The organism is Cellulomonas sp. P5_E12, assembly GCF_054049315.1.
This window is the reverse complement of sequence record NZ_JBFUMP010000004.1, coordinates 134,534-153,770: the sequence shown is the minus strand read 5'-3', so window position 1 is coordinate 153,770 and position 19,237 is coordinate 134,534. Positions and strand designations below refer to the sequence as shown.

General features: G+C 73.0%; 15 protein-coding genes and 1 tRNA gene. 11 read left to right on the top strand and 5 right to left on the bottom strand.

Going from position 1 to position 19,237, the window contains the following annotated elements:
* Nucleotides 1–34: 34 nt before the first annotated feature.
* Entirely contained in the window at nt 35–1,264 is a 1,230-nt protein-coding gene (locus ACXJKA_RS04865; protein WP_456824046.1) for an AGE family epimerase/isomerase, read from the top strand.
* Nucleotides 1,265–1,401: 137 nt separating this feature from the next.
* On the opposite strand, the gene ACXJKA_RS04860 is transcribed toward ACXJKA_RS04865, so the two are convergent.
* Nucleotides 1,402–2,382, bottom strand: coding sequence for an NAD(P)H-quinone oxidoreductase (locus tag ACXJKA_RS04860; RefSeq protein ID WP_456824045.1), 981 nt, complete (start codon nt 2,380–2,382; stop codon nt 1,402–1,404).
* A 249-nt stretch (nt 2,383–2,631) separates the two neighbouring features.
* Between ACXJKA_RS04860 and ACXJKA_RS04855 the strand changes: the two genes are divergently transcribed.
* The 6 genes from ACXJKA_RS04855 (at nt 2,632) to ACXJKA_RS04830 (ending at nt 11,162) form a co-directional block, all read left to right on the top strand.
* Nucleotides 2,632–7,425: a nitrate- and nitrite sensing domain-containing protein gene (locus tag ACXJKA_RS04855; protein WP_456824044.1), complete on the top strand. Its 4,794-nt coding sequence runs from the start codon at nt 2,632–2,634 to the stop codon at nt 7,423–7,425.
* A gap of 85 nt (nt 7,426–7,510) precedes the next feature.
* Complete coding sequence (locus ACXJKA_RS04850; RefSeq protein WP_056018997.1) at nt 7,511–7,960, top strand: roadblock/LC7 domain-containing protein; 450 nt, start codon at nt 7,511–7,513, stop codon at nt 7,958–7,960.
* 23 nt (nt 7,961–7,983) lie between these two features.
* Complete coding sequence (locus ACXJKA_RS04845) at nt 7,984–8,361, top strand: DUF742 domain-containing protein (protein WP_456824043.1); 378 nt, start codon at nt 7,984–7,986, stop codon at nt 8,359–8,361.
* Nucleotides 8,342–8,953, top strand: coding sequence for a GTP-binding protein (locus tag ACXJKA_RS04840; RefSeq protein ID WP_055916480.1), 612 nt, complete (start codon nt 8,342–8,344; stop codon nt 8,951–8,953). Before ACXJKA_RS04845 ends, ACXJKA_RS04840 begins: the two co-directional genes overlap by 20 nt.
* Before the next feature lie 86 nt (nt 8,954–9,039).
* The gene (locus ACXJKA_RS04835; RefSeq protein ID WP_456824042.1) at nt 9,040–9,615 is read left to right on the top strand and encodes a hypothetical protein; all 576 of its coding nucleotides are present in this window, start codon (nt 9,040–9,042) and stop codon (nt 9,613–9,615) included.
* A gap of 53 nt (nt 9,616–9,668) precedes the next feature.
* A complete protein-coding gene (locus tag ACXJKA_RS04830; RefSeq protein ID WP_456824041.1) occupies nt 9,669–11,162 on the top strand; it encodes a DUF2252 domain-containing protein in 1,494 nt (497 codons plus the stop codon).
* 9 nt (nt 11,163–11,171) lie between these two features.
* Here ACXJKA_RS04830 and ACXJKA_RS04825 read toward each other — a convergent pair whose 3' ends face one another.
* A complete protein-coding gene (locus ACXJKA_RS04825; protein ID WP_456824040.1) occupies nt 11,172–11,894 on the bottom strand; it encodes a copper homeostasis protein CutC in 723 nt (240 codons plus the stop codon).
* Nucleotides 11,885–12,652 carry a GntR family transcriptional regulator gene (locus tag ACXJKA_RS04820; protein WP_456824039.1) on the bottom strand — a complete coding sequence of 256 codons (768 nt, stop codon included), beginning with the start codon at nt 12,650–12,652 and terminating at the stop codon, nt 11,885–11,887. The genes ACXJKA_RS04825 and ACXJKA_RS04820 overlap by 10 nt, the downstream gene beginning before the upstream one ends.
* Before the next feature lie 432 nt (nt 12,653–13,084).
* Here ACXJKA_RS04820 and ACXJKA_RS04815 point away from each other — a divergent pair.
* Nucleotides 13,085–13,176 (top strand) — tRNA-Ser (locus tag ACXJKA_RS04815).
* A gap of 52 nt (nt 13,177–13,228) precedes the next feature.
* Here the strand turns inward: ACXJKA_RS04815 and ACXJKA_RS04810 are convergent.
* Together ACXJKA_RS04810 and ACXJKA_RS04805 are read right to left on the bottom strand one after the other, a co-directional pair.
* Nucleotides 13,229–13,951: a phosphatase PAP2 family protein gene (locus ACXJKA_RS04810; RefSeq protein WP_456824038.1), complete on the bottom strand. Its 723-nt coding sequence runs from the start codon at nt 13,949–13,951 to the stop codon at nt 13,229–13,231.
* A complete protein-coding gene (locus ACXJKA_RS04805) occupies nt 13,948–14,625 on the bottom strand; it encodes a phosphatase PAP2 family protein (RefSeq protein WP_456824037.1) in 678 nt (225 codons plus the stop codon). Before ACXJKA_RS04805 ends, ACXJKA_RS04810 begins: the two co-directional genes overlap by 4 nt.
* A gap of 166 nt (nt 14,626–14,791) precedes the next feature.
* On the opposite strand from ACXJKA_RS04805, the gene ACXJKA_RS04800 reads away from it, so the two are divergent.
* From ACXJKA_RS04800 to ACXJKA_RS04790, 3 genes are all read left to right on the top strand, one after another.
* A complete protein-coding gene (locus tag ACXJKA_RS04800) occupies nt 14,792–16,594 on the top strand; it encodes a bifunctional metallophosphatase/5'-nucleotidase (RefSeq protein ID WP_456824036.1) in 1,803 nt (600 codons plus the stop codon).
* A gap of 108 nt (nt 16,595–16,702) precedes the next feature.
* Complete coding sequence (locus tag ACXJKA_RS04795) at nt 16,703–18,181, top strand: RNB domain-containing ribonuclease (protein WP_456824035.1); 1,479 nt, start codon at nt 16,703–16,705, stop codon at nt 18,179–18,181.
* Complete coding sequence (locus ACXJKA_RS04790) at nt 18,178–19,230, top strand: hypothetical protein (protein WP_456824034.1); 1,053 nt, start codon at nt 18,178–18,180, stop codon at nt 19,228–19,230. The genes ACXJKA_RS04795 and ACXJKA_RS04790 overlap by 4 nt, the downstream gene beginning before the upstream one ends.
* Nucleotides 19,231–19,237: the final 7 nt, after the last annotated feature.

Here is a 19,237-nt window from a genome sequence, read left to right as displayed (position 1 = left end):
CAGGGGCTTCGGCGTCGTCGCTAGGGTGGTCGCCATGGCCTGGCTCACCACACCCGCCCACGCCCGCTGGCTCGAGGCCGAGACCGACCGGCTCCTCGCGTTCGGTCGGGCCTCCGTGGTCCCCGGCGGGTTCGCCCGGCAGGACGAGGCGGGGCTCGCGGTCGACGGACCCCTGGAGCTCTGGATCGCGTGCCGCATGACGCACGTGTACGCGCTCGGTCACCTGCTGGGCCGGCCCGGCTCGGCCGCGCTGGTCGACCACGGCCTCGCGGCCCTGACCACCACGTTCCGCGACGACGAGCACGGCGGCTGGTTCGCCGAGGTCGAGCGCGACGGCACCCCGCGGGACACCGCCAAGGCCGCCTACCCGCACGCGTTCGTCATCCTGGCGGCGTCGAGCGCGGTCACGGCGGGCCGACCGGGTGCCCGCGCGCTGCTGGACGAGGCGCTCGCCGTCTCCGAGCAGCGGTTCTGGGACGACGAGGCCGGCATGGTCGTCGAGGAGTGGGACCGGACGTTCACGACGCTGGACGGCTACCGCGGGGTCAACGCCAACATGCACACGGTCGAGGCCTACCTCGCGGCCGCCGACGTCACCGGGCAGCGCGTCTGGCTGGACCGCGCCCTGCGGATCGTCGAGCGCGTGGTGCACGGCTGGGCAGCCGGGAACGCGTGGAGGATCCCCGAGCACTTCGACGCCGACTGGGTGCCGGACCTCGAGTACAACGCGGACACCCCGGCGCACCCGTTCCGGCCCTACGGCGCCACCATCGGCCACTGGCTCGAGTGGGCCCGCCTGACCCTGCACGCGCGCGCCGCGGTCACCGCGCGCGGCGACGTCGCCCCCGCCTGGCTGCTCGAGGACGCAGTCTCGCTTTTCGACGCCGCCGTCCGCGAGGGGTGGGACGTCGACGGCGCTCCCGGCTTCGTCTACACGGTCGACTGGTCCGGGGCGCCCGTCGTTCGTGAGCGCATGCACTGGGTGGCCGCCGAGGCCGTTGCCGCCGCCGCCGCCCTGCACGCCGCAACGGGCGAGGAGCGGTTCGACGCCGCCTACACGCAGTGGTGGGAGTACATCGGCGAGCACGTGCTCGACCGGGTCGGTGGGTCGTGGTGGCACGAGCTCGGCACCGACAACCGGGTGTCCCGGACGGTCTGGGCGGGCAAGGCGGACCTCTACCATGCCGTCCAGGCGACCCTGATCCCGCGCCTGCCCCTGACCCCGGTGATCGCCCCGGCGCTGGCCGCGGGCCTGTTGGACTAAGCCGCAGGCAGCTCCGGGACGTCCGCGCTCGGTGCGCCCCTGACCCGCACGAGTGCGGACGTCGTGCGCATCAGTCCAGCAACGTCCGCACTCGGTGCGCCCCTGACCCGCACGAGTGCGGACGTCCGGCGGTCGGGTCAGGGGAGCAGCAGCACCTTGCCGAAGGCCTCGCCGGTCTCCAGCAGGCGGTGGGCGGCGGCCGCCTGGTCGAACGGCAGGCGGGCGTGCACGACAGGTCGCACGGAGCCGTCGGCGACGAACGGCCACGCGTGCCGGCGCACGCCGTCCATGATCGCGACCTTCTGCTCCAGCGGGCGCGATCGCAGCATCGTGCCGAGGATGCTCGCCCGCTTGCCGAGCAGCACCGCCAGGTCCAGCTCGCCCCGCCGGCCCTGCTGCATGCCGATGACGACGAGCCGGCCGTCGTCCGCGAGCATCGCGAGGTTGTCCGCCAATCCGCCCGCGCCCAGCACGTCGAGCACGACGGCGACGCCGCTGCCCCCTGTCGCCTCGAGCACACGGTCGACGAGGCCGGGCTCGCGGTGGTCGACCACCACGTCGGCCCCGAGCTCGCGGACGCGGGCGCACCGCTGCGGGCCTCCGGCCGTCGCGATCACGCGGGTGCCGAGCGCGTGCCCGAGCTGGACGGCGGCGGTCCCGACGCCCCCCGATCCGCCGCGCACGAGCAGCGTCTCGCCCGGGGACAGGCGGGCCGCGCGCAGGTTCGACCACACGGTGGCCAGCGCCTCCGGCAGCGCGGCGGCGTCGACGGTCGAGACGCCCTCGGGGATCCGCAGCGCGAGCGCGGCCGGCACGGCGACCCGCTCGGCGTACCCGCCACCGGCCAGCAGACCGGCGACCCGGTCGCCCACCGCGAGGTCGTCGGGACCCAGGCCGTCCCCGCGCGCGACGACCGTCCCGGACACCTCGAGTCCCGGCCATGCCGGGGCTCCGGCGGGCGGCGGATAGTGACCGGCGCGCTGGAGGAGGTCGGCCCTGTTGACTCCGGCCGCCGCGACCTCGACGATCAGGTCCAGCGGTCCGGGGGCGGGTTCGGCCACCTCGTCGACTGCGAGGACGTCCGGATCTCCCGGCTTCGTGATCACCACCGCACGCACGTCCGCACAGTAACCCCGCACGGGAACCCAGGAGACGCAGCCCCCCTGCTAGCACATGGCACCCGAAAGGGCCGTCACGTCGCCGTATCCCACCGGGTGAGGTCCATGGCAAACTCTGCCGCGGGCTAATGGTCCGACGTCCAAGAGCCGATGAAGGGCAACGGGACACCTCGCGGTCCGACTGACCAGAGGGCACCACCGGTACGACTTGGCGGCAACACCCGTTGCCGGAAGACGGAAGGGAACGACATGCTGCGACGGCTCGGCATCCGCGCCAAAGTGATGGCTGTCCTCGCCGTCCCCATCCTCGTCATCTTCGGCGCCGGCGCGTACATCTCGTTCGGAGCCCTGCAGGACCTGCGCTACGCGAAGGCCGCCGAGGGCGTCGTCACCACGCTCGAGGCCTACGGCCCGCTGGCGACCGCCGTTCAGATGGAGCGGATCCTGTCGCTCAACGGCGGATCGACCGAGCAGATCGCCGCGGCGCGTGCGGAGACGGACGCGGCTCTGGCCTCCGTCCGACCCAACACCGCGAAGCTCGACCTCTCCCAGTTCCCGCAGTCGGTCGTCAACCAGTTCCTCGCGGTCCAGTCGGCGTACAACACGATGCTTCCCTCGCTGCGTAACCGCGTGGACACCAAGGCCCAGCGCGCCCTGATCCAGCGCAACTACGGCGACCTCATCACCAGCCAGATCGCCCTCGTCGAGCAGGTCTCGAACTCCCTGCACAACCGTGAGCTGTCCTCCTACGTGACGGCCTACCAGGAGACCAGCCAGACGGCCGACAACCTGGTCGCCGAGCTCATCAACGGCGTCGCCCTCTGGAGCGCCCGGGCCGAGGCGCCCGCCCTGCTGCGCACCTTCACCAACAGCACCGCGGCCACCGAGATCTCTCGTGGACGCGCCCGGAACACCGTCTCCGGCCTCGGGGTCCCGGGCCTCGCGCTGCCGCAGAAGGACCCGACGTCGAAGTTCACGCAGATCCGGTCGCTGCTCTCCCAGGGCAACGCGCAGGGCTTCGCCGCGGTCGATCCCACCGCCTTCGCGGGGGAGGTCCAGTCTCAGCTGGCGAATCTCTCCGCTGTGAACGACAAGATCCTGGCCGAGGCCGGCGAGGTCGCTTCGCAGGCCGCCGCCGACGCCCAGACCCGGGCGTTCGTCACCATCGGCGCCGCCTTCCTCGCCGCGTTCCTGTCCCTGCTCCTCGCCCTCGTCGTCTCCCGCTCGATCATCGTCCCGCTGCGCCGTCTGACGAAGGCTGCCGGTGACGTCCGCGAGCAGCTGCCGCGACTGGTCGAGCAGGTGGCCGTCCCCGGTGAGGGCCCCGAGATCACGCTGGCGCCCATCCCCGTGACGTCCCGCGACGAGGTCGGCCAGCTGGCCGCCGCGTTCAACTCGGTGAACCAGACCACGGTCCAGGTCGCCCAGGAGCAGGCCGCACTGCGTGGCTCCATCGCGGAGATGTTCGTCAACGTCGCCCGCCGCGACCAGGTCCTGCTCAACCGCCAGCTGTCGTTCATCGACTCGCTCGAGCGTGCCGAGGAAGACCCGAGCACCCTGGCGAACCTGTTCCGCCTCGACCACCTCGCCACCCGCATGCGTCGTAACGCGGAGTCCCTCCTCGTCCTCGCCGGCATCGACTCGGGCCGTCGCCTGCGTGACGCCATGCCGCTCTCGGACGTCGTCCGCACGGCCTCCTCCGAGATCGAGCAGTACGACCGCATCGATCTCGACCTGCAGGTCGACCCGCACATGCACGGCTTCAACGCCCTCGGCGCCGCGCACCTGCTCGCCGAGCTGCTCGAGAACGCGACGATCTTCTCCGAGCCGGAGACGCCCGTCACCGTCACCACCGGCATCTCGGGCGAGTTCGTGGTCGTCCGCGTCCTCGACCAGGGCCTGGGCATGAGCGACCAGGAGCTCGAGGCCGCGAACGCGAAGATCTTCTCGACCTCAGCGAGTGACTCCCTGGGCAACCAGCGCCTCGGCCTCTTCGTCGTCGGCCGCATCGCCCAGCGCCTCGGCGCCGAGGTGAAGCTCCTCAAGGCCGCGCACGGCACGGGCACCGAGACGATCGTCAAGTTCCCCGCCACGCTGTTCGTCGCGACCGAGACCGCCCTCTACGGCGGCGGCGCGCCGGCTGCCCTCGCGGCGCCGCGCAACGACCCTGGCGTGCCGCAGATCGAGGCCCCGGTCGTCGAGGAGGTCGACCTCGCGTCGCTGACCGACGGCCAGACGCCGCTCGGCCTGCCGCACCGTCGTCGTCGTGAGGACGGCTCGGACGAGCACGCCGGACCCATCCCCGTCACCCAGCTCGCGCAGTCCACCGGGCTCCCGACGCGGTCCAAGAAGACGTTCGACGAGGACAACCTCGTCCTGCCCGAGGCCCCCGACGGCCACATCGCGCCCGAGATCCAGGCCGCCGGCTCCGACTGGCAGCCCGCGACCCTCGCGCCCGAGAAGGGCGGCCTGCCCAGCCGCAACCGCGCCTCGACCTCCGCCTGGGCCCAGCCGGAGGAGCAGACGTCGACGGCGTCCGCCGCGCCGGCCCCCGCGGCCCGTGCCGGACTCTTCTCCGGCTTCCGTGGCCGCACCGAGACGCCCGCCGCGACCACCGACGCCGACGAGAACCTGGTGGTGCCCGCCCTCGAGTCCGAGGACGAGCGCGCCCTGCCGCCCGCCCAGTCGAACGCGGTCCGCGCCCCCTGGATGTCGAGCGGCGCGCACGCTGCGCCGGCCGAGCCCATGGTCGTGCCGCAGCTGGTCGACGACGAGGACTCGTGGGAGGCGCAGGAGGCCGAGCACCGCGAGGCCCAGAGCGTCGCCGCCGCGGCGCTGGTCGAGGTCGCGCCCGAAGCCGACGAGGCTCCCGCGTGGGCGCCGACCGCCGCGTGGGACACCGCCGAGACTCCTGTCGAGGAGGCTCCGGTCTGGGAGCCGACGCTCGCCTCGGACACCGCTGAGACGGAGGCTCCTGTCGAGGAGGCTCCCGCGTGGGCGCCGACCGCCGCGTGGGACACCGCCGAGGCCGAGGCTTCTGATGCGGAGGCTCCGGTCTGGGAGCCGACCCTCGCCTCGGACACCGCTGAGGCCGAGGCTCCTGTTGAGGTGGCTCCCGCGTGGGCGCCGACCGCCGCGTGGGACACCGCTGAGACGGAGGCTGCCATCGAGGAGGCTCCGGTCTGGGAGCCGACCCCCGCGTGGGACGCCGCCGAGCTCGACACGCCCGCCGAGCAGGAGTCCGCGTCGTGGGAAGCACCCGTCGCTGAGGCTCCGGCCTGGGAAGCGCCGACCGCCGCGTGGGACACCGCTGAGGCCGAGGCTCCTGTCGAGGAGGCTCCCGCCTGGGAGGCGCCCGTCGCCGAGGCTCCGGCCTGGGAGGCGCCCGTCGCGCAGGAGACCCCCGCCTGGGAGCCGCCCGCGGCGTCCGACACCCACGCGTGGGACCAGGCGATCGTCGACGACGAGCCTGCCTGGGAGGCGCCCGTCGTCTCCGAGGAGGCTCCGGTCGCGCTGACCGCCCGAGTCGCCGCGCCGGCGCCCGCTGCCGAGGCCGAGGTGGCCGAGGTTGCTGCCCCGGTCGAGACCGCTGCGCCGGTCCAGAGCTTCACGTCGTACAGCGGCTACTCGGGCTGGGGCGCCCCCGCCTCGGACGTGCCCGCGCCGTACGTCCCGTTCGAGCGGACGCTCGACGAGGCCCGTGCCTGGCACACCGGCGCCATGCCGATCGTGCCGGAGCCCGTTGCCGAGGTCGTCGCCTCGGTCGAGGAGCCCGCGGCCGTGGAGCAGCAGCCGGAGCCCGTCGCCGACGACACTGCCTGGCCGGCCCCCGCCTGGGAGCCGCCGACCTGGCAGGCGCCGCAGTGGCAGGAGCAGGCCGCCGAGGTCGCGCCGGAGCCCGAGCCCGAGCTGGCCGTCGTCGACGGTGTCGCGTTCCAGCGCGTCTACCTCGCGCCCGAGTCCGAGGTCGAGGCCGAGTACCAGGCCGATGCCGAGGTCCCGGCCGAGCCCGAGGCGCAGCCGGTCGCGGAGCAGGAGGCTCCCGCGTGGGCGGCCCCCGTCCAGGAGGCGCCGGCGTGGCCGGCGTTCCAGGCACCGCAGGCCGGGGTCGACTCGCCGACGCAGCTGTTCACGCCGATCGAGGCGGAAGCCGCCGTCACGCCGGAGCCCGCTGCCGACGTGCCGCAGGCCCCCGCGTACCAGGAGGCACCGGTCGCGTTCGCGGCACCGGAGCCCGCCGACGCTCCGGCGTGGGCACCGACCGCAGCGCCGGCCGCACCGGCAGCGTCCGAGGCCGCGTTCTCGGAGCTCGTGCAGACGCCGTCGGACAACGCCAAGGGTCGTCGCCGCTGGAGCCTGTTCGGCAAGAAGAAGGCCGAAGAGGTCGCACCCGAGGTCGCCGCCCCGGTCGCGCAGGCGCCGCTGGCCGCCCCCGCACCGGTCAACCCGGCCGCGCCGGTCCGCACGTCGGCCTGGACGTCGGAGGCAGCTGCCCCGCCGTCGCCCGTCGGCGCCGACTCGTCGCAGTCGTGGATGGCGTCGACCGCCTGGTCGGCCCCCGTGGCTCCGGCCCCGGTCGCGCCGGTCCCGGCCGCCCAGGTGCCGACGGCGCCGGCTCCGCTGGAGCCCGCACCGACCGGTTCGTGGCAGCCGCCCGAGTGGGCTGCTCGTCCGGGTGGCAACCCGACACCCGCCTCGACGGTCCCGCAGCCCGCGCTGCCGCCGTCGGTCGCACCCCGCGTCGGCACGCTCGACGACGAGGTGGCGGCGATGCTCGCGCTCCGTTCGGACATCCAGGAGCAGGCACTCTCCGAGCTCTCCCAGCTCTCGGCCTACCGGCCGGCGACGTCGGGTGGCAACGCCGAGCGCCTGACCAAGCGAGTCCCCACAGCTGTCCCGGCGACGACTGTCACCGAGGACGAGGGGAAGCCCGTGCAGCGTGACGCGGACCAGCTCCGGTCCCGTCTGTCGAGCTTCCAGTCCGGGACCACCCGTGGCCGTCGTGCCATGGAGGACCCGTCCGGCCAGAACGGCGTGAGCTGATGACTGCCCCGCACCCCACAACCGTCGTCACCGCCATGGTGGCGTCTGACCCCGCAGTCATCGACTGCACCAGCAAGGAGGAAGTGTGACCGCGCTCAGCACCGAGGCAGCCAACTTCGGCTGGCTCCTGGACAACTTCGTCCGGACCGTGCCCGGCACCCGCCACACACTCGTGGTGTCTGCGGACGGTCTTCTCATGGCGATGTCCGAGCAGCTCGACCGCACCAGCGGCGACCAGCTCGCGGCCATCGTCTCCGGGATGTCGAGCCTGACCCGTGGCGCCGCGCGCCAGCTCCGTGCGGGGGAGGTGCGTCAGGCGATCATCGAGATGGACAACTTGTTCCTCTTCCTCATGAGCGTCTCGAACGGCTCCGTCCTCGCCGTCGTGGCGGAGGCCAGCTGCGACGTGGGCCTCATCGGCTACGAGATGGCGATGCTCGTCTCCCGTACCGAGGCGACCCTCACGCCGCAGCTCATCTCCGAGATGCGCGGCCAGCTTCCCGTCGACGGCGCCACGCGCGCGCCGGTGGCCTGACAGCCTCGAGGAGAGACCGACTCATGAGCGAGCACATCGAGTACGAGGCCAGAACGGTCCGGCCGTACGCCGTGACCGGTGGCCGCGTGCGCTCGGCGCGCTCCGACCTGCCTCTCGAGGCACTGGTCGAGGTGATGCCCGGCGCCGTCGCGAGCCAGGGTCTGCCGCCCGAGAAGCGGGCGATCCTGCAGCATGCAGCGTCCAACTACATCTCGGTGGCAGAGCTCTCCGCTCTGCTCCACCTGCCACTCGGCGTGATCCGGATCCTGGTATCCGACCTGTCTGACCAGCAGTACGTGCGCGTGCACACCTCACAGCCGGTCGAGGTCAACACCGGTGAGTCCCCTGCCCTGTCCCTCAGCGTGCTGGAGAGTGTTCTCAATGGCATTTCCGCCCTCTGACGCCGCTGTGGCCGCTCCGGCGGGCACGGCAGGAAGCGTCGCACCCACAGTCGTGAAGATCGTCGTCGCCGGCGGGTTCGCCGTCGGCAAGACGACCTTCATCGGCTCCATCTCGGACATCGAGCCCCTCAACACCGAGGCCGCGATGACGGAGCACTCGGTCGGCGTCGACGACGCCGGCGGCGTGTCGGACCGCAAGACCACCACGACGGTGGCGATGGACTTCGGTCGCATCGCCCTGCCGGGCTCGCTCTGGCTCTACCTGTTCGGCACCCCCGGACAGGACCGGTTCCTGTTCATGTGGGACGACCTGGTCCGCGGTGCCATCGGCGCCGTCGTGCTGGTGGACACCGACCGGCTCGACCAGTGCTTCCCGGCCGTCGACTACTTCGAGAGCCGTGGGATCCCGTTCGTCGTGGGCGTCAACTGCTTCGACGGCGTCGCCAAGCACCAGCTGGACGACGTCCGCGAGGCGCTCGCCATCCCGGCTCACGTGCCCGTGCTCTACACGGACGCCCGGTCGCGCGCGGCCACGAAGCAGGCGCTCATCTCGCTCGTGCAGCTCGCGATGGAGCGTCTGCGCAGCCGGTGACCACTGAGGTCACACCCGACGGCGGCCGGCCCCTGCAGGGGGGCCGGCCGCAGTCGTCTGCCGGCGAGGTGGGGGATCATAGAGGGGTGCCAGACTCGTCCTCCGTCCCGCCGCCACGCCCGCGTGGTGGCGACGGCACGGGCGTGCTCCCGCAGCCGCGCGCGGCACGCGACGACGAGCCGGCGGGCTCGCCGCCGCCGCTCCGGGCCGACGATCGAGCACCTCGTCGCGGCGTCACGCCGACCCAGCGCGTCTACGCCGACGGCTCCGCACTCTCCCGGTATCTCGACGGTGCTCCGTGCCGCGAGCAGTGGATGGCATGGACGGCCGACCACGAGGCGGAGCTCCTCACGACCCCGCTCGGCCTGACCGAGCTGCGCCGTGTCGCGCGCCCTCGGGGTGTCGAGGCGAACGGCGTGGCTCACGACGTCGAGGAGCGCGTCGAGGTCATCCGCTTCTCCGACCAGACGCTGCGCGCGGCGACGCGGGTCTCGGGCGTGCTCCCCCCGTTCGTCGCCCTGCACATCGGCGCGGCGCTGGCGCACCCCGAGGTCGCGAGCGTCGCGACGTACGACGTCCAGCTCGCTCAGGTCTCGGCGCTGCACGGGCTCACGGTCGTCTCACCCGGCTGGCCGGCCCACTGGTGGGAACGGGTCGGGTGAACCTGCTGCTCAGCCCCCTTCCGCGCAGCCCCCGACCGGCCTAGTTTCGGGAAATGAACCAGAGCGCCGGCGCGAAGCCCCCGATCGATCTGCCCCCAGGAGCCTTGCGATCCGTGCCGCCGTTGCGGCCGCACCGCCGCCGGGCCGCCGACCCGGTGACCCACCTCAGCCGCGACGAGCGCGCGGCCCGCGGTGCGGCGGCCCGGGTCCTGCTGCCGCGCGAGGCGCTCGCCGACGTCGGTTCCGGCTTCTCCCGCCCCGACCCCATCGAGCTGCTGGTCTCGCAGGGCCACACGCGCCTGCCCGAGCTGGTTCCGCTCCGGTACGGCCGGATGGTGGCCACCCCGTTCACCTTCTACCGCGGCGCCGCGTTGATCCAGGCGTCGGACCTGGCCGCGACGCCCGACACGGGCCTCGATGCGCAGCTGTGCGGCGACGCGCACCTGTCGAACTTCGGCCTGTACGGCACCCCGGAACGTCGGATGCTGTTCGACCTCAACGACTTCGACGAGACCCTCCCGGGCCCGTTCGAGTGGGACGTCAAGCGGCTCCTGGCCAGTGTCGAGATCGCAGCCCGTGGCAACGGATTCAGCCGCAAGGAACGTCGCGACCTCGTACTGAGCGTCGCCAAGGCCTACCGGACGACCATCCGGGGGTTCGCGGCCAAGCCGAACATCGACGTCTGGTACGCCCGGCTCGACGTGGACGACTTCCTGGCGAAGAACGGGACCACGTTCGGCAAGGCGCAGACCAAGACTGCCCAGTCCACCGTGAAGAAGGCTCGCACACGCGACCACCTGCAGTCGGTGGCGAAGCTCACGGAGGTGGTCGACGGCCACCGGCGTTTCCTCTCGGACCCGCCGCTGGTCACGTCGATGTCCGAGCTGCTGGGCGCGGAGGGCGCCGCGCGCTTTGCCACCGGGATGAACGGCCTGGTGCGTGCCTACCAGGCGAGCCTGCAGCCGGACCGGCGGCACCTGGTGGGTCAGTACCGCGTGGTCGACATGGCGCGGAAGGTCGTCGGCGTCGGCAGCGTCGGCACGCGCGCCTGGATCCTGCTGCTGGAGGGGGCCGACGGGGACGACTACCTCGTCCTGCAGGCCAAGGAGGCGCAGGCGTCCGTGCTGGAGCAGTTCCTCGGAGCCAGCGAGTACACGCAGTCCGGGCAGCGCGTGGTCGAGGGCCAGCGGCTGATGCAAGCGGCCAGCGACACCATGCTCGGATGGCAGCGCAACGAGGGGATCGACGGCGTCACCCGGGACTTCTACGTGCGCCAGCTGCGTGACTGGAAGGGGTCGGCCGTGGTCGAGACCATGGCGCCGGTCGGCATGCGGGAGTACGGGGCCCTCTGCGCCTGGACACTGGCCCGCGCCCACGCACGGTCGGGGGACCGCGTCGCCATCGCCGCGTACCTCGGGGGTTCCAAGGTGGCGGACGAGGCGTTCGCCGACTTCGCCGCCGGCTACGCCGACCGCACGGAGAAGGACCACGCCGCACTGGTCACCGCCATCGCCTCCGGACGGCTCGAGGCGGTCCAGGGCGTCTGAACCCGGCCCTCAGCGGCGCCCGAGGGCGGCGGCGGCCTCGGCCACCATGGCGGGGTCCGTCGTCGTCCAGCCCGACGAGCCGCCTCCCGGACCGCCGGACTCGTCGACGTGCCGGCTTGCCGAGAGGTGCACGGCGTCGACGCCGGCCGCGACCAGTGCGCGGATGTCGGCCGGCCGCACCCCGCCGCCGGCCATGACCTGCAGGCGACCGGCTGCCAGGGCCACGGTCGAGGCGAGGCGGTCGACCCCGTCGATGCTGCGCGCCGCACCGCCGGACGTCAGGACGCGGACGACGCCGAGCGACGCGAGCGCGTCGATGGCCGGACCCAGCGACGAGACGGTGTCGAGAGCGCGGTGGAACGTGACCTCGCGCCCGTCCGCGGCCTCCACCAATCGCTCCAGCGCCGTCGTGTCCACGGTCCCGTCGGGGGTGAGCGCGCCGACCACCACGCCGGCCGCCCCCGCCGCGACGACGGCCCGCACGTCCCTGACCTGGACATCGAGCTCGTCGGGGGAGTAGACGAACGACCCCGCGCGGGGCCGCACGAGGACGTGGACGCCGACGCTCGCGGGGACGGTGGCGAGGACGGCGTCGAGCAGCCCGATCGACGGCGTGATGCCCCCGGTCGCGGCGAGCGCGGCGCAGAGCTCGATCCGGTCGGCCCCCAGCGCGGCCGAGACCGCCGCGCCAGAGACGTCCTGGACCGCGATCTCGAGGCGGGTCACGCCCACGACGCGTCCAGCGCGGGGCGGCGGCGCGGCACCGTCGCCGGTCGGGGAGCCCGCAAGGGGACCCGGACGCTGTAGCGGTCGGCGCGGTAGCAGGCGCGGGAGAACATGATCGCCGCGTCGACGGAGTGGGTGCGGCGCTCGGCGCGCAGCACCACCCGGGCGTCGCCCAGCCCGAGCAGCGACGCCTCGGTGTCGGTGGCCTCGTCGGCTGACAGCGTGTCCTCGCCCCACTCGGGTGCCAGGCCCAGGTCGCGCAACGCCCCGTACATGCTCGCGGGCGGTCCGGCGTCGAGGAGCGAGGGCGCGAGCGCGACGGGCACCCAGACCTGCTCGATGCAGATGGGCGTGCCGTCGGCGCTGAGCACGCGGTACAGGAAGTGCACCCTCTGCCGCGATTCGATATCGAGCGCGGTCGCGACGTCAGGGGTCGCGGCAACCACCTGTGCCGTCAGCACCGTCGTCGCCGGCTCCATGCCGCGACGGCGCATCTCCTCGCCGAACGAGGTCAGCCGCATCTCGAAGTCGATGCGCTGGGGTGCGACGAACGTGCCGCGCCCGTGCTCGCGGACGAGCACACCGTCGCTGACGAGCGTGTCGACCGCCTGCCGCACGGTCATCCGCGAGAGGCCGAACTGCTGGCTGAGGCGGCGCTCGGAGGGGATCGCGTCGCCCACCCGGAGCTCCTGCGCGACGAGGTCGGCGAGGTGGTCGCGCACCACGAGGTACTTGTGACCGGCACTGTGTTCCCACTCGTCCACGCGCAACCCCGCTCCGTCGTGTGCCTCGTGCGCGCCTTGACCGGTTGTCCACCGCACGGTGCGACACTCATCATGAGGTCTAGACCAGAAGGCTCGCAACCCGTCCGGACGGGCCTGCCTCCGCGCGCTGGCCCACGACGGGAGCGTTCGGTCGGTGTCCGCGGGGGCCGCGCCCGACCGGACCTCGCTGCCCGGCGGTGGCGACGGACGTCCGCCGGTGTTCGCGATGGTCACCGTCGCCGGCAGCTTGCCGGCCGCCGCGACGAACTGCGCGGGGGGCGTGCATGCAGCCCCCGGAGAGAGCGACGACGGAACGCTGCCTGGCCGCCTCCAGGACGGGTCGGTGACGCGCGGGCGACTCGACTGGTCTAGACCACGTCGGCGCCAGGGCTTGTGGGAGACTCGTGCCGCGACGGGCTCGAGGCCCGCGCGGGAGGGCTGTCTGAGCGGCCGAAAGAGACGGTCTTGAAAACCGTTGGAGCGGGACAACCCCGTTCTCGTGGGTTCGAATCCCACGCCCTCCGCCCGTCGGACCCCGCCGTTCGTCACCGTCCACGGGTAGCGCCTTCGAGGGGCTCACACGTCCCGGCGCAGGTACCGCCAGGCGAGGAACGCGCACACGAGCCCGTTCGCCATGCCGACGAGCACGTCCGTGGGGTGGTGCATGCCGCGGTAGAGGCGGGCCGTCGCCACTGCGACCGGGACGAGAAGGCAGATCACCGTCAGTCCCCACCGCAGCCACGGTCGGGTGATCCGCTGGGAGAGCAGCGCGAGCGACACGTAGAGCGCCGCCGAGGCGCTGGTGTGGCCGCTCGGGAACGCCGTGGTGGGGGGCGAGTCGTCCAGCAGTGCGACGTCGGGCCGCCCGCGGCCGACCAGCAGCGAGGAGGTGTAGAAGAGGATCGCTTGCAGTCCGAGCGCGATCGCCGGGACCACGGCCAGCCACCACTGCCGGGTGCGCCACCAGAACAGCGCCACCACGAGCACGCACACGGCGATGGCGTACTGCGTCTGACCGAAGTTCGACAGCCACAGCGTGAGGGAGTTCAGGCCGGCGGCGCGGCGGGCCTCGAACCACCTGTTGACCCCGGTCTCCGCGGGCAGGTCGTGCAGCGGCCCCACGATGAGAAGGCCGATCCCGACCATGACGAGCCACCACAGGACGCCTGGGAGCACAGCCCGCGTGGCGAGATCGCGGCACGCCGAGCCGAACGCGGGGCGGGAGGTGTCGAGCTCGTAGCGGTGCACGAACGTCCGGACGGAGCTGGGCTTCTTCGTCTCGCCGACGAGGAGCGTCATGAGATCCCTTCAGTGGGGGGCCGCAGGCTCCAGCCCTGGTAGCCGATGTACGAGGCGCCGGCCATCGAGGTGCCGAGCAGCATGCCGGCGACGACGTCGGACGGGTAGTGCACGCCGAGGAACACGCGGTCCGCGGCGGTGATCAGCGTGACGGCGGCGGCGACGACCGGGACGACGACCCGGCCACGCCGTCCGAGCAAGGGCCACACGAGAAGCGTGAGCGTGACGGCCGCTGCGGCGGTGTTCGTCGCGTGCCCGGAGGGAAAGCTCGACCCGGGGGCGTGCTCGAGGGCGTCGTCCACCACGGGGCGGGCCCGCTGCACCAGCCCTTTCGCACCGATCTGCAGCACCCACGCGGACATCAGGGTGACGAAGGCCCACATCGCCCGGGTGGCCAGGCCGTGCCGTCGCCAGACCCACAGGCACACCAGGCCACCGGCGAGGTTGACCCACACCGGTTGCAGGAGCTTCTGCCACACCAGGAGCGTCCGGAGGAATGCCGGGTGCTCACGGGTGAACGAGGTCGCGGCGGCGATCGTCTCCTCGTCGAACCGGATCAGCCCGGGCGCCTCCGCGCGCACCAGGTAGGCGAGGAGGAAGACGGGCACGGATACGCCCACGCCGAAGCCGACGGCCCGCAGGAGGGCTCGGCGGCGGAACATCGGCTGGAGCATCCCCGCAGGCTAGGAGACCGCGCGGAGTTCGGCTCGCTGGGCCGTTGTCGGGTCGTGGACATCACACCCTTTTGCCCCATTCCCAAGTCGGCCGACGGGTGGGAGCATCAACCTCCTTGCATCGTGCTCGACGACGACGTCGGAGGAACCTATGTCTCGATGGTCCGTGCGACTCGGAACGACGATTGCTGCGGCGGGGCTCGCCGCGGCGTCAGGACTGCTGGCGGCGCCTGCGTTCGCGGAGCACGGGCCCGGTGATCCCGGCGAGCAGAGGTACAAGGACATCCAGCTGCTGGCCATCAACGACTTCCACGGCAACCTGGAGCCACCGACGGGGTCGTCGGGCACGGTGACCCGGCTCAACCCGGACGGCACGACGGTCGCGCAGACGGTCGGCGGCGTCGCCTACCTCGCGACGCACCTGGCGCAGGCGCGGCAGGGCCACGACCGTTCGGTGACCGTCGCCGCTGGTGACCTGATCGGCGCAAGCCCGCTGCTCTCCGGGGCGTTCCACGACGAGCCGACCATCGAGGCGATGAACGCGCTCGAGCTCGACGTCACCAGCGTCGGCAACCACGAGTTCGACGAGGGCTCGACCGAGCTCAAGCGGATGCAGAACGGCGGCTGTCGCACCAACCCGGACGGCACGCCCGCCGCCGACAGCTGTCCCGCCGGGCCCGGCTCGTTCACGGGAGCCGACTTCCCGTTCCTGTCCGCGAACGTCGTGGTCGACGCGACGGGCGAGACCCTGTTCCAGCCGTACGTCGTCAAGAAGCTCGACGGCGTGAAGATCGGTTTCATCGGCATGACGCTCAAGGGCACCCCGGACATCGTCACCGCGGCAGGCGTGCAAGGCCTCTCGTTCCTCGACGAGGTGTCCACCGCCAACAAGTACGCGGCGGAGCTGCAGCGCGAGGGCGTGCAGTCGATCGTGGTCCTCCTGCACCAGGGCGGCACGCCCGCCAGCAGCTCCTACAACTACGACTGCAACGCTGGCGGTGGCCTCGGCCTGAGCGGCGCGATCGTGCCGATCGCCCAGCAGATCAGCCCGGCCGTCGACCTGATCGTCACGGGGCACACGCACACCGCGTACACGTGCAACATCCCCGACCCCCTGGGCCAGCCGCGCATGGTGACCAGCGGTTCGTCGTTCGGGCGCCTGTACACGGACATCGAGCTGAAGTACGACCCACGGACCAAGGACATCGTCCGTCCGTCGGTGGTCGCGACGAACATGCCGGTCCTCCGCGACGTCACGCCCGCACAGGCGGAGACCGACATCATCGGCCGCTACAACACCTACCTCGGTCCGATCGCCAACACGGTCGTCGGCTACATCGGCGGCACGATCCTCGGCCGCGGCTGCAACACCACCCTGTGCCCGGCGTCGGGCGAGTCGCCGGCCGGCGACCTCATCGCCGACGCGCAGCTGGAGGGCTTGAAGACGGACCCGCTCAACACCGGTGGCGCCGACTTCGCGATCATGAACCCCGGGGGCATCCGTGGCGACTTCGTCTGCGTCCCCGCCACGGCGCCGTGTGCCCAGACCTACAGTCAGGCCTTCACGGTCCAGCCGTTCACGAACATCATGAACGTGATCTCGATGTCCGGGGCGGACGTGATCACGATGTTCGGCCAGCAGTGGGTGGGCCAGGGCAGCGCGCCCAAGGTCCTGCAGGTCTCGGCGAACGTCAGCGAGGTCATTCGGCCGACCGGGGCGCTCAACGAGAACCGACTGGTCTCGGTCGCGATCAACGGCGTGCCGGTGAACCCGACGGCGACCTACCGCGTCGCCATGAACGAGTTCCTCGGCGGGGGCGGCGACGGATTCACCGCCATCCGCAACGGCACCAAGGTGTTCGTCGGCAAGAGCGACCTCGACGTGCTCATCGCCTACCTGGGCAATCACTCGAGCCAGGCCGCGCCGTACCCGGTCCCGACCGGTGGGCGCATCACCCTGGCCCCGTAGACGGAACGGATGGCCCTCGCCGCCGACGGCGCGCGAGGGCCATCCTCCCGTCGACGAGCCACCCGCATATGACGGGCGTGCGCGCCGCCGCCCGCCTAGGCTCGCGACGTGCCCCGACGCCACGTCCAGCTGCACGCCCGCCCGCCGCAGGAGGCGCAGGGGGAGGCGGTCGACGTCCTCGTCCGACGGGGTCTCGACGCCCTGCGCCGCGAGCTCGACGTCCCCGCCGACTTCCCGCCGGCGGTGCTCGCGGAGGCGGCGTCCGTGATCCGCAGCGGGCCGGACCTCCCGCGGGTCGACGCCACCGACGTCCCGTTCGTCACCATCGACCCCGAGGGTTCGAAGGACCTGGACCAGGCCGTCCACCTCGCCCGGCGGCGCGACGGATTCCGCGTGCAGTACGCGATCGCCGACGTCGCCGCGTGGGTGAAGGCCGGCGGCGCGATCGACGACGAGGCCCGCGACCGCGTCGAGACCCTGTACGCCCCCGACGGCCGCACGCCGCTCCACCCGCCCGTGCTGTCCGAGGGTGCCGCGAGCCTGCTCCCCGACCAGGTGACCCCGGCGCTGCTCTGGACCATCGACCTCGATGCCGAGGGTCAGCCCGTGTCCACGACCGTCGTGCGCGCCTCGGTACGGAGTCGCGCTCAGCTGACGTACGTCGGCGCCCAGACCGCTCTGGACGACGGCTCCGCCGACGAGTCGCTGCGGCTGCTGCGCGAGATCGGCACCCTGCGGGAGGCGGCGGAACGCGCGCGCGGCGGCATCACCCTCCCCACGCCGGAGCAGGTGGTCGAGCAGGGCACCGACGGCGTCTGGAGGCTGGGCAGCCGCGCGACCCTGCCGGTCGAGGAGTGGAACGCGCAGATCTCCCTGCTCACCGGCATGTGCGCAGCGCGATTGATGCTCGACGGCCGCGTGGGCATCCTGCGCACCCTGCCCGACGCCGACCCCCGGGACGTCGCGCGCCTGCGCCTGTCCGCCCACGCGCTCGGCGTGCCGTGGCCCGACGGCGCTACCCCGGGGGACGTCATCCGGGACCTGGACGCCGCCAACCCCGCGCACGCGGCCCTGCTCACGGAGGCGACCTCGCTGCTGCGCGGCGCCGCCTACGTCGCGTTCGACGGCGAGCTGCCCGCGTTCACGATGCACGCGGCGATCGCCGCGCCTTACGCGCACACGACCGCACCCCTGCGCCGACTGGTGGACCGGTTCGTCGGCGAGACCTGCCTGGCCCTCAGTGCTGGCACGCCCGTCCCCACGTGGGTCCGCGACGCCCTGCCTGAGCTGCCCGGGCTCATGGCGTCGGGGGACAAGCACGCCGCCGAGTTCGAGCGCGGGTGCATCGACCTCGTCGAGGCCGCCCTGCTCACGGGCCGGGAGGGCGAGGTGTTCGAGGGCGCGATCGTCGACGTCCGCGCCGACCGCGATGCCGGCATCGTCCAGCTGCGCGACCCCGCGGTCCGCGGCCGCATCGAGGGCGCCGGTCTGCCCCTCGGCGAGGACGTCCGCGTCCGCCTGCTCGAGGCGTCCGTGCCGCAGCGCAAGGTCCGCTTCGAGCTGGAGACCCCGCGGGTCGGACCATGAGCGACTTCGACGACGTCGTCGACGACCTCTACGGGGGAGCACCGGCGGATTTCATTCCGCGACGCACGGCAGCCGTCAAGGCGGCGAAGGCCGACGGGGACAAGGAGCTCGCGGCCGCCATCGGCGACCTGCGCAAGCCGACGGTCTCGGCCTGGCTGGTCAACCTGCTGGTCCGCGACGACCCCGCCCTCGCGGGCCAGATCGTCGCGCTCGGCGAGGGCCTGCGCGAGGCGGAGAAGTCGCTCGACGGCCCGGCCCTGCGCGAGCTGTCGTCGCAACGCCGCCAGCTGGTCCGCTCGCTGGTGGCCCGGGCGCGGCGCCTGGCGCAGCAGAAGATCGGCGACGCCGTCACGCAGGAGCTCGACGCCACGCTCACCGCGGCTCTGGCGGACCCGGAGGTCGCCCGGGACGTCGTCTCCGGACGGCTCACGGCGGCGCGCGAGTACTCAGGCTTCGGCAGTGCGGGCGGCGCATCGGTGACGACGGGTGGGAGCTCGTCGGCAGGTTCGTCGACGAAGGTGGACGCGGCGCCGCGCAAGCCGCCCGCCCGTCCGCGCCTCACCGTCGTCGGCGGCTCGGGCGCCTCCCGCCCCACGCGCGCGACCGCCGACCAGGCGCCCGAGCCCGAGGAGAGCGCGGAGTCCCGCGCCGAGCGCGAGCGACGCCAGCGCCGGGAGGAGCGCGAGCAGCGCGCGCGGGACGAGGCCCAGGCCGCCTGGGAGAAGGCCGACCGGGCCGCACGGGAGGCACGGGAGCGGCACGACGCTGCCGTCGCCGCCCGCGACGACTCCGCCGCGCAGGTGTCCCGGGCCGAGGAGGCCGCCAGGCGCGCGCACGAGGAGGAGGACGACCTGGTCCGCGAGCTGGCCGAGGTCCGCCGCCGGCTCGCGGCCGCCGGCAAGGCCGCCGTCGCCGCCGACCGCGAGGTCGGCCTGGCCCAGCAGAACCTGCGCCACGACGACCGCGAGGTCACGACCACGGAACGCGAGCTCACGCGCGCCGACCGCGCGCGAACCATCGCGGCCACGGCCCGCTACTCCGCGCCGTAGCACCGCA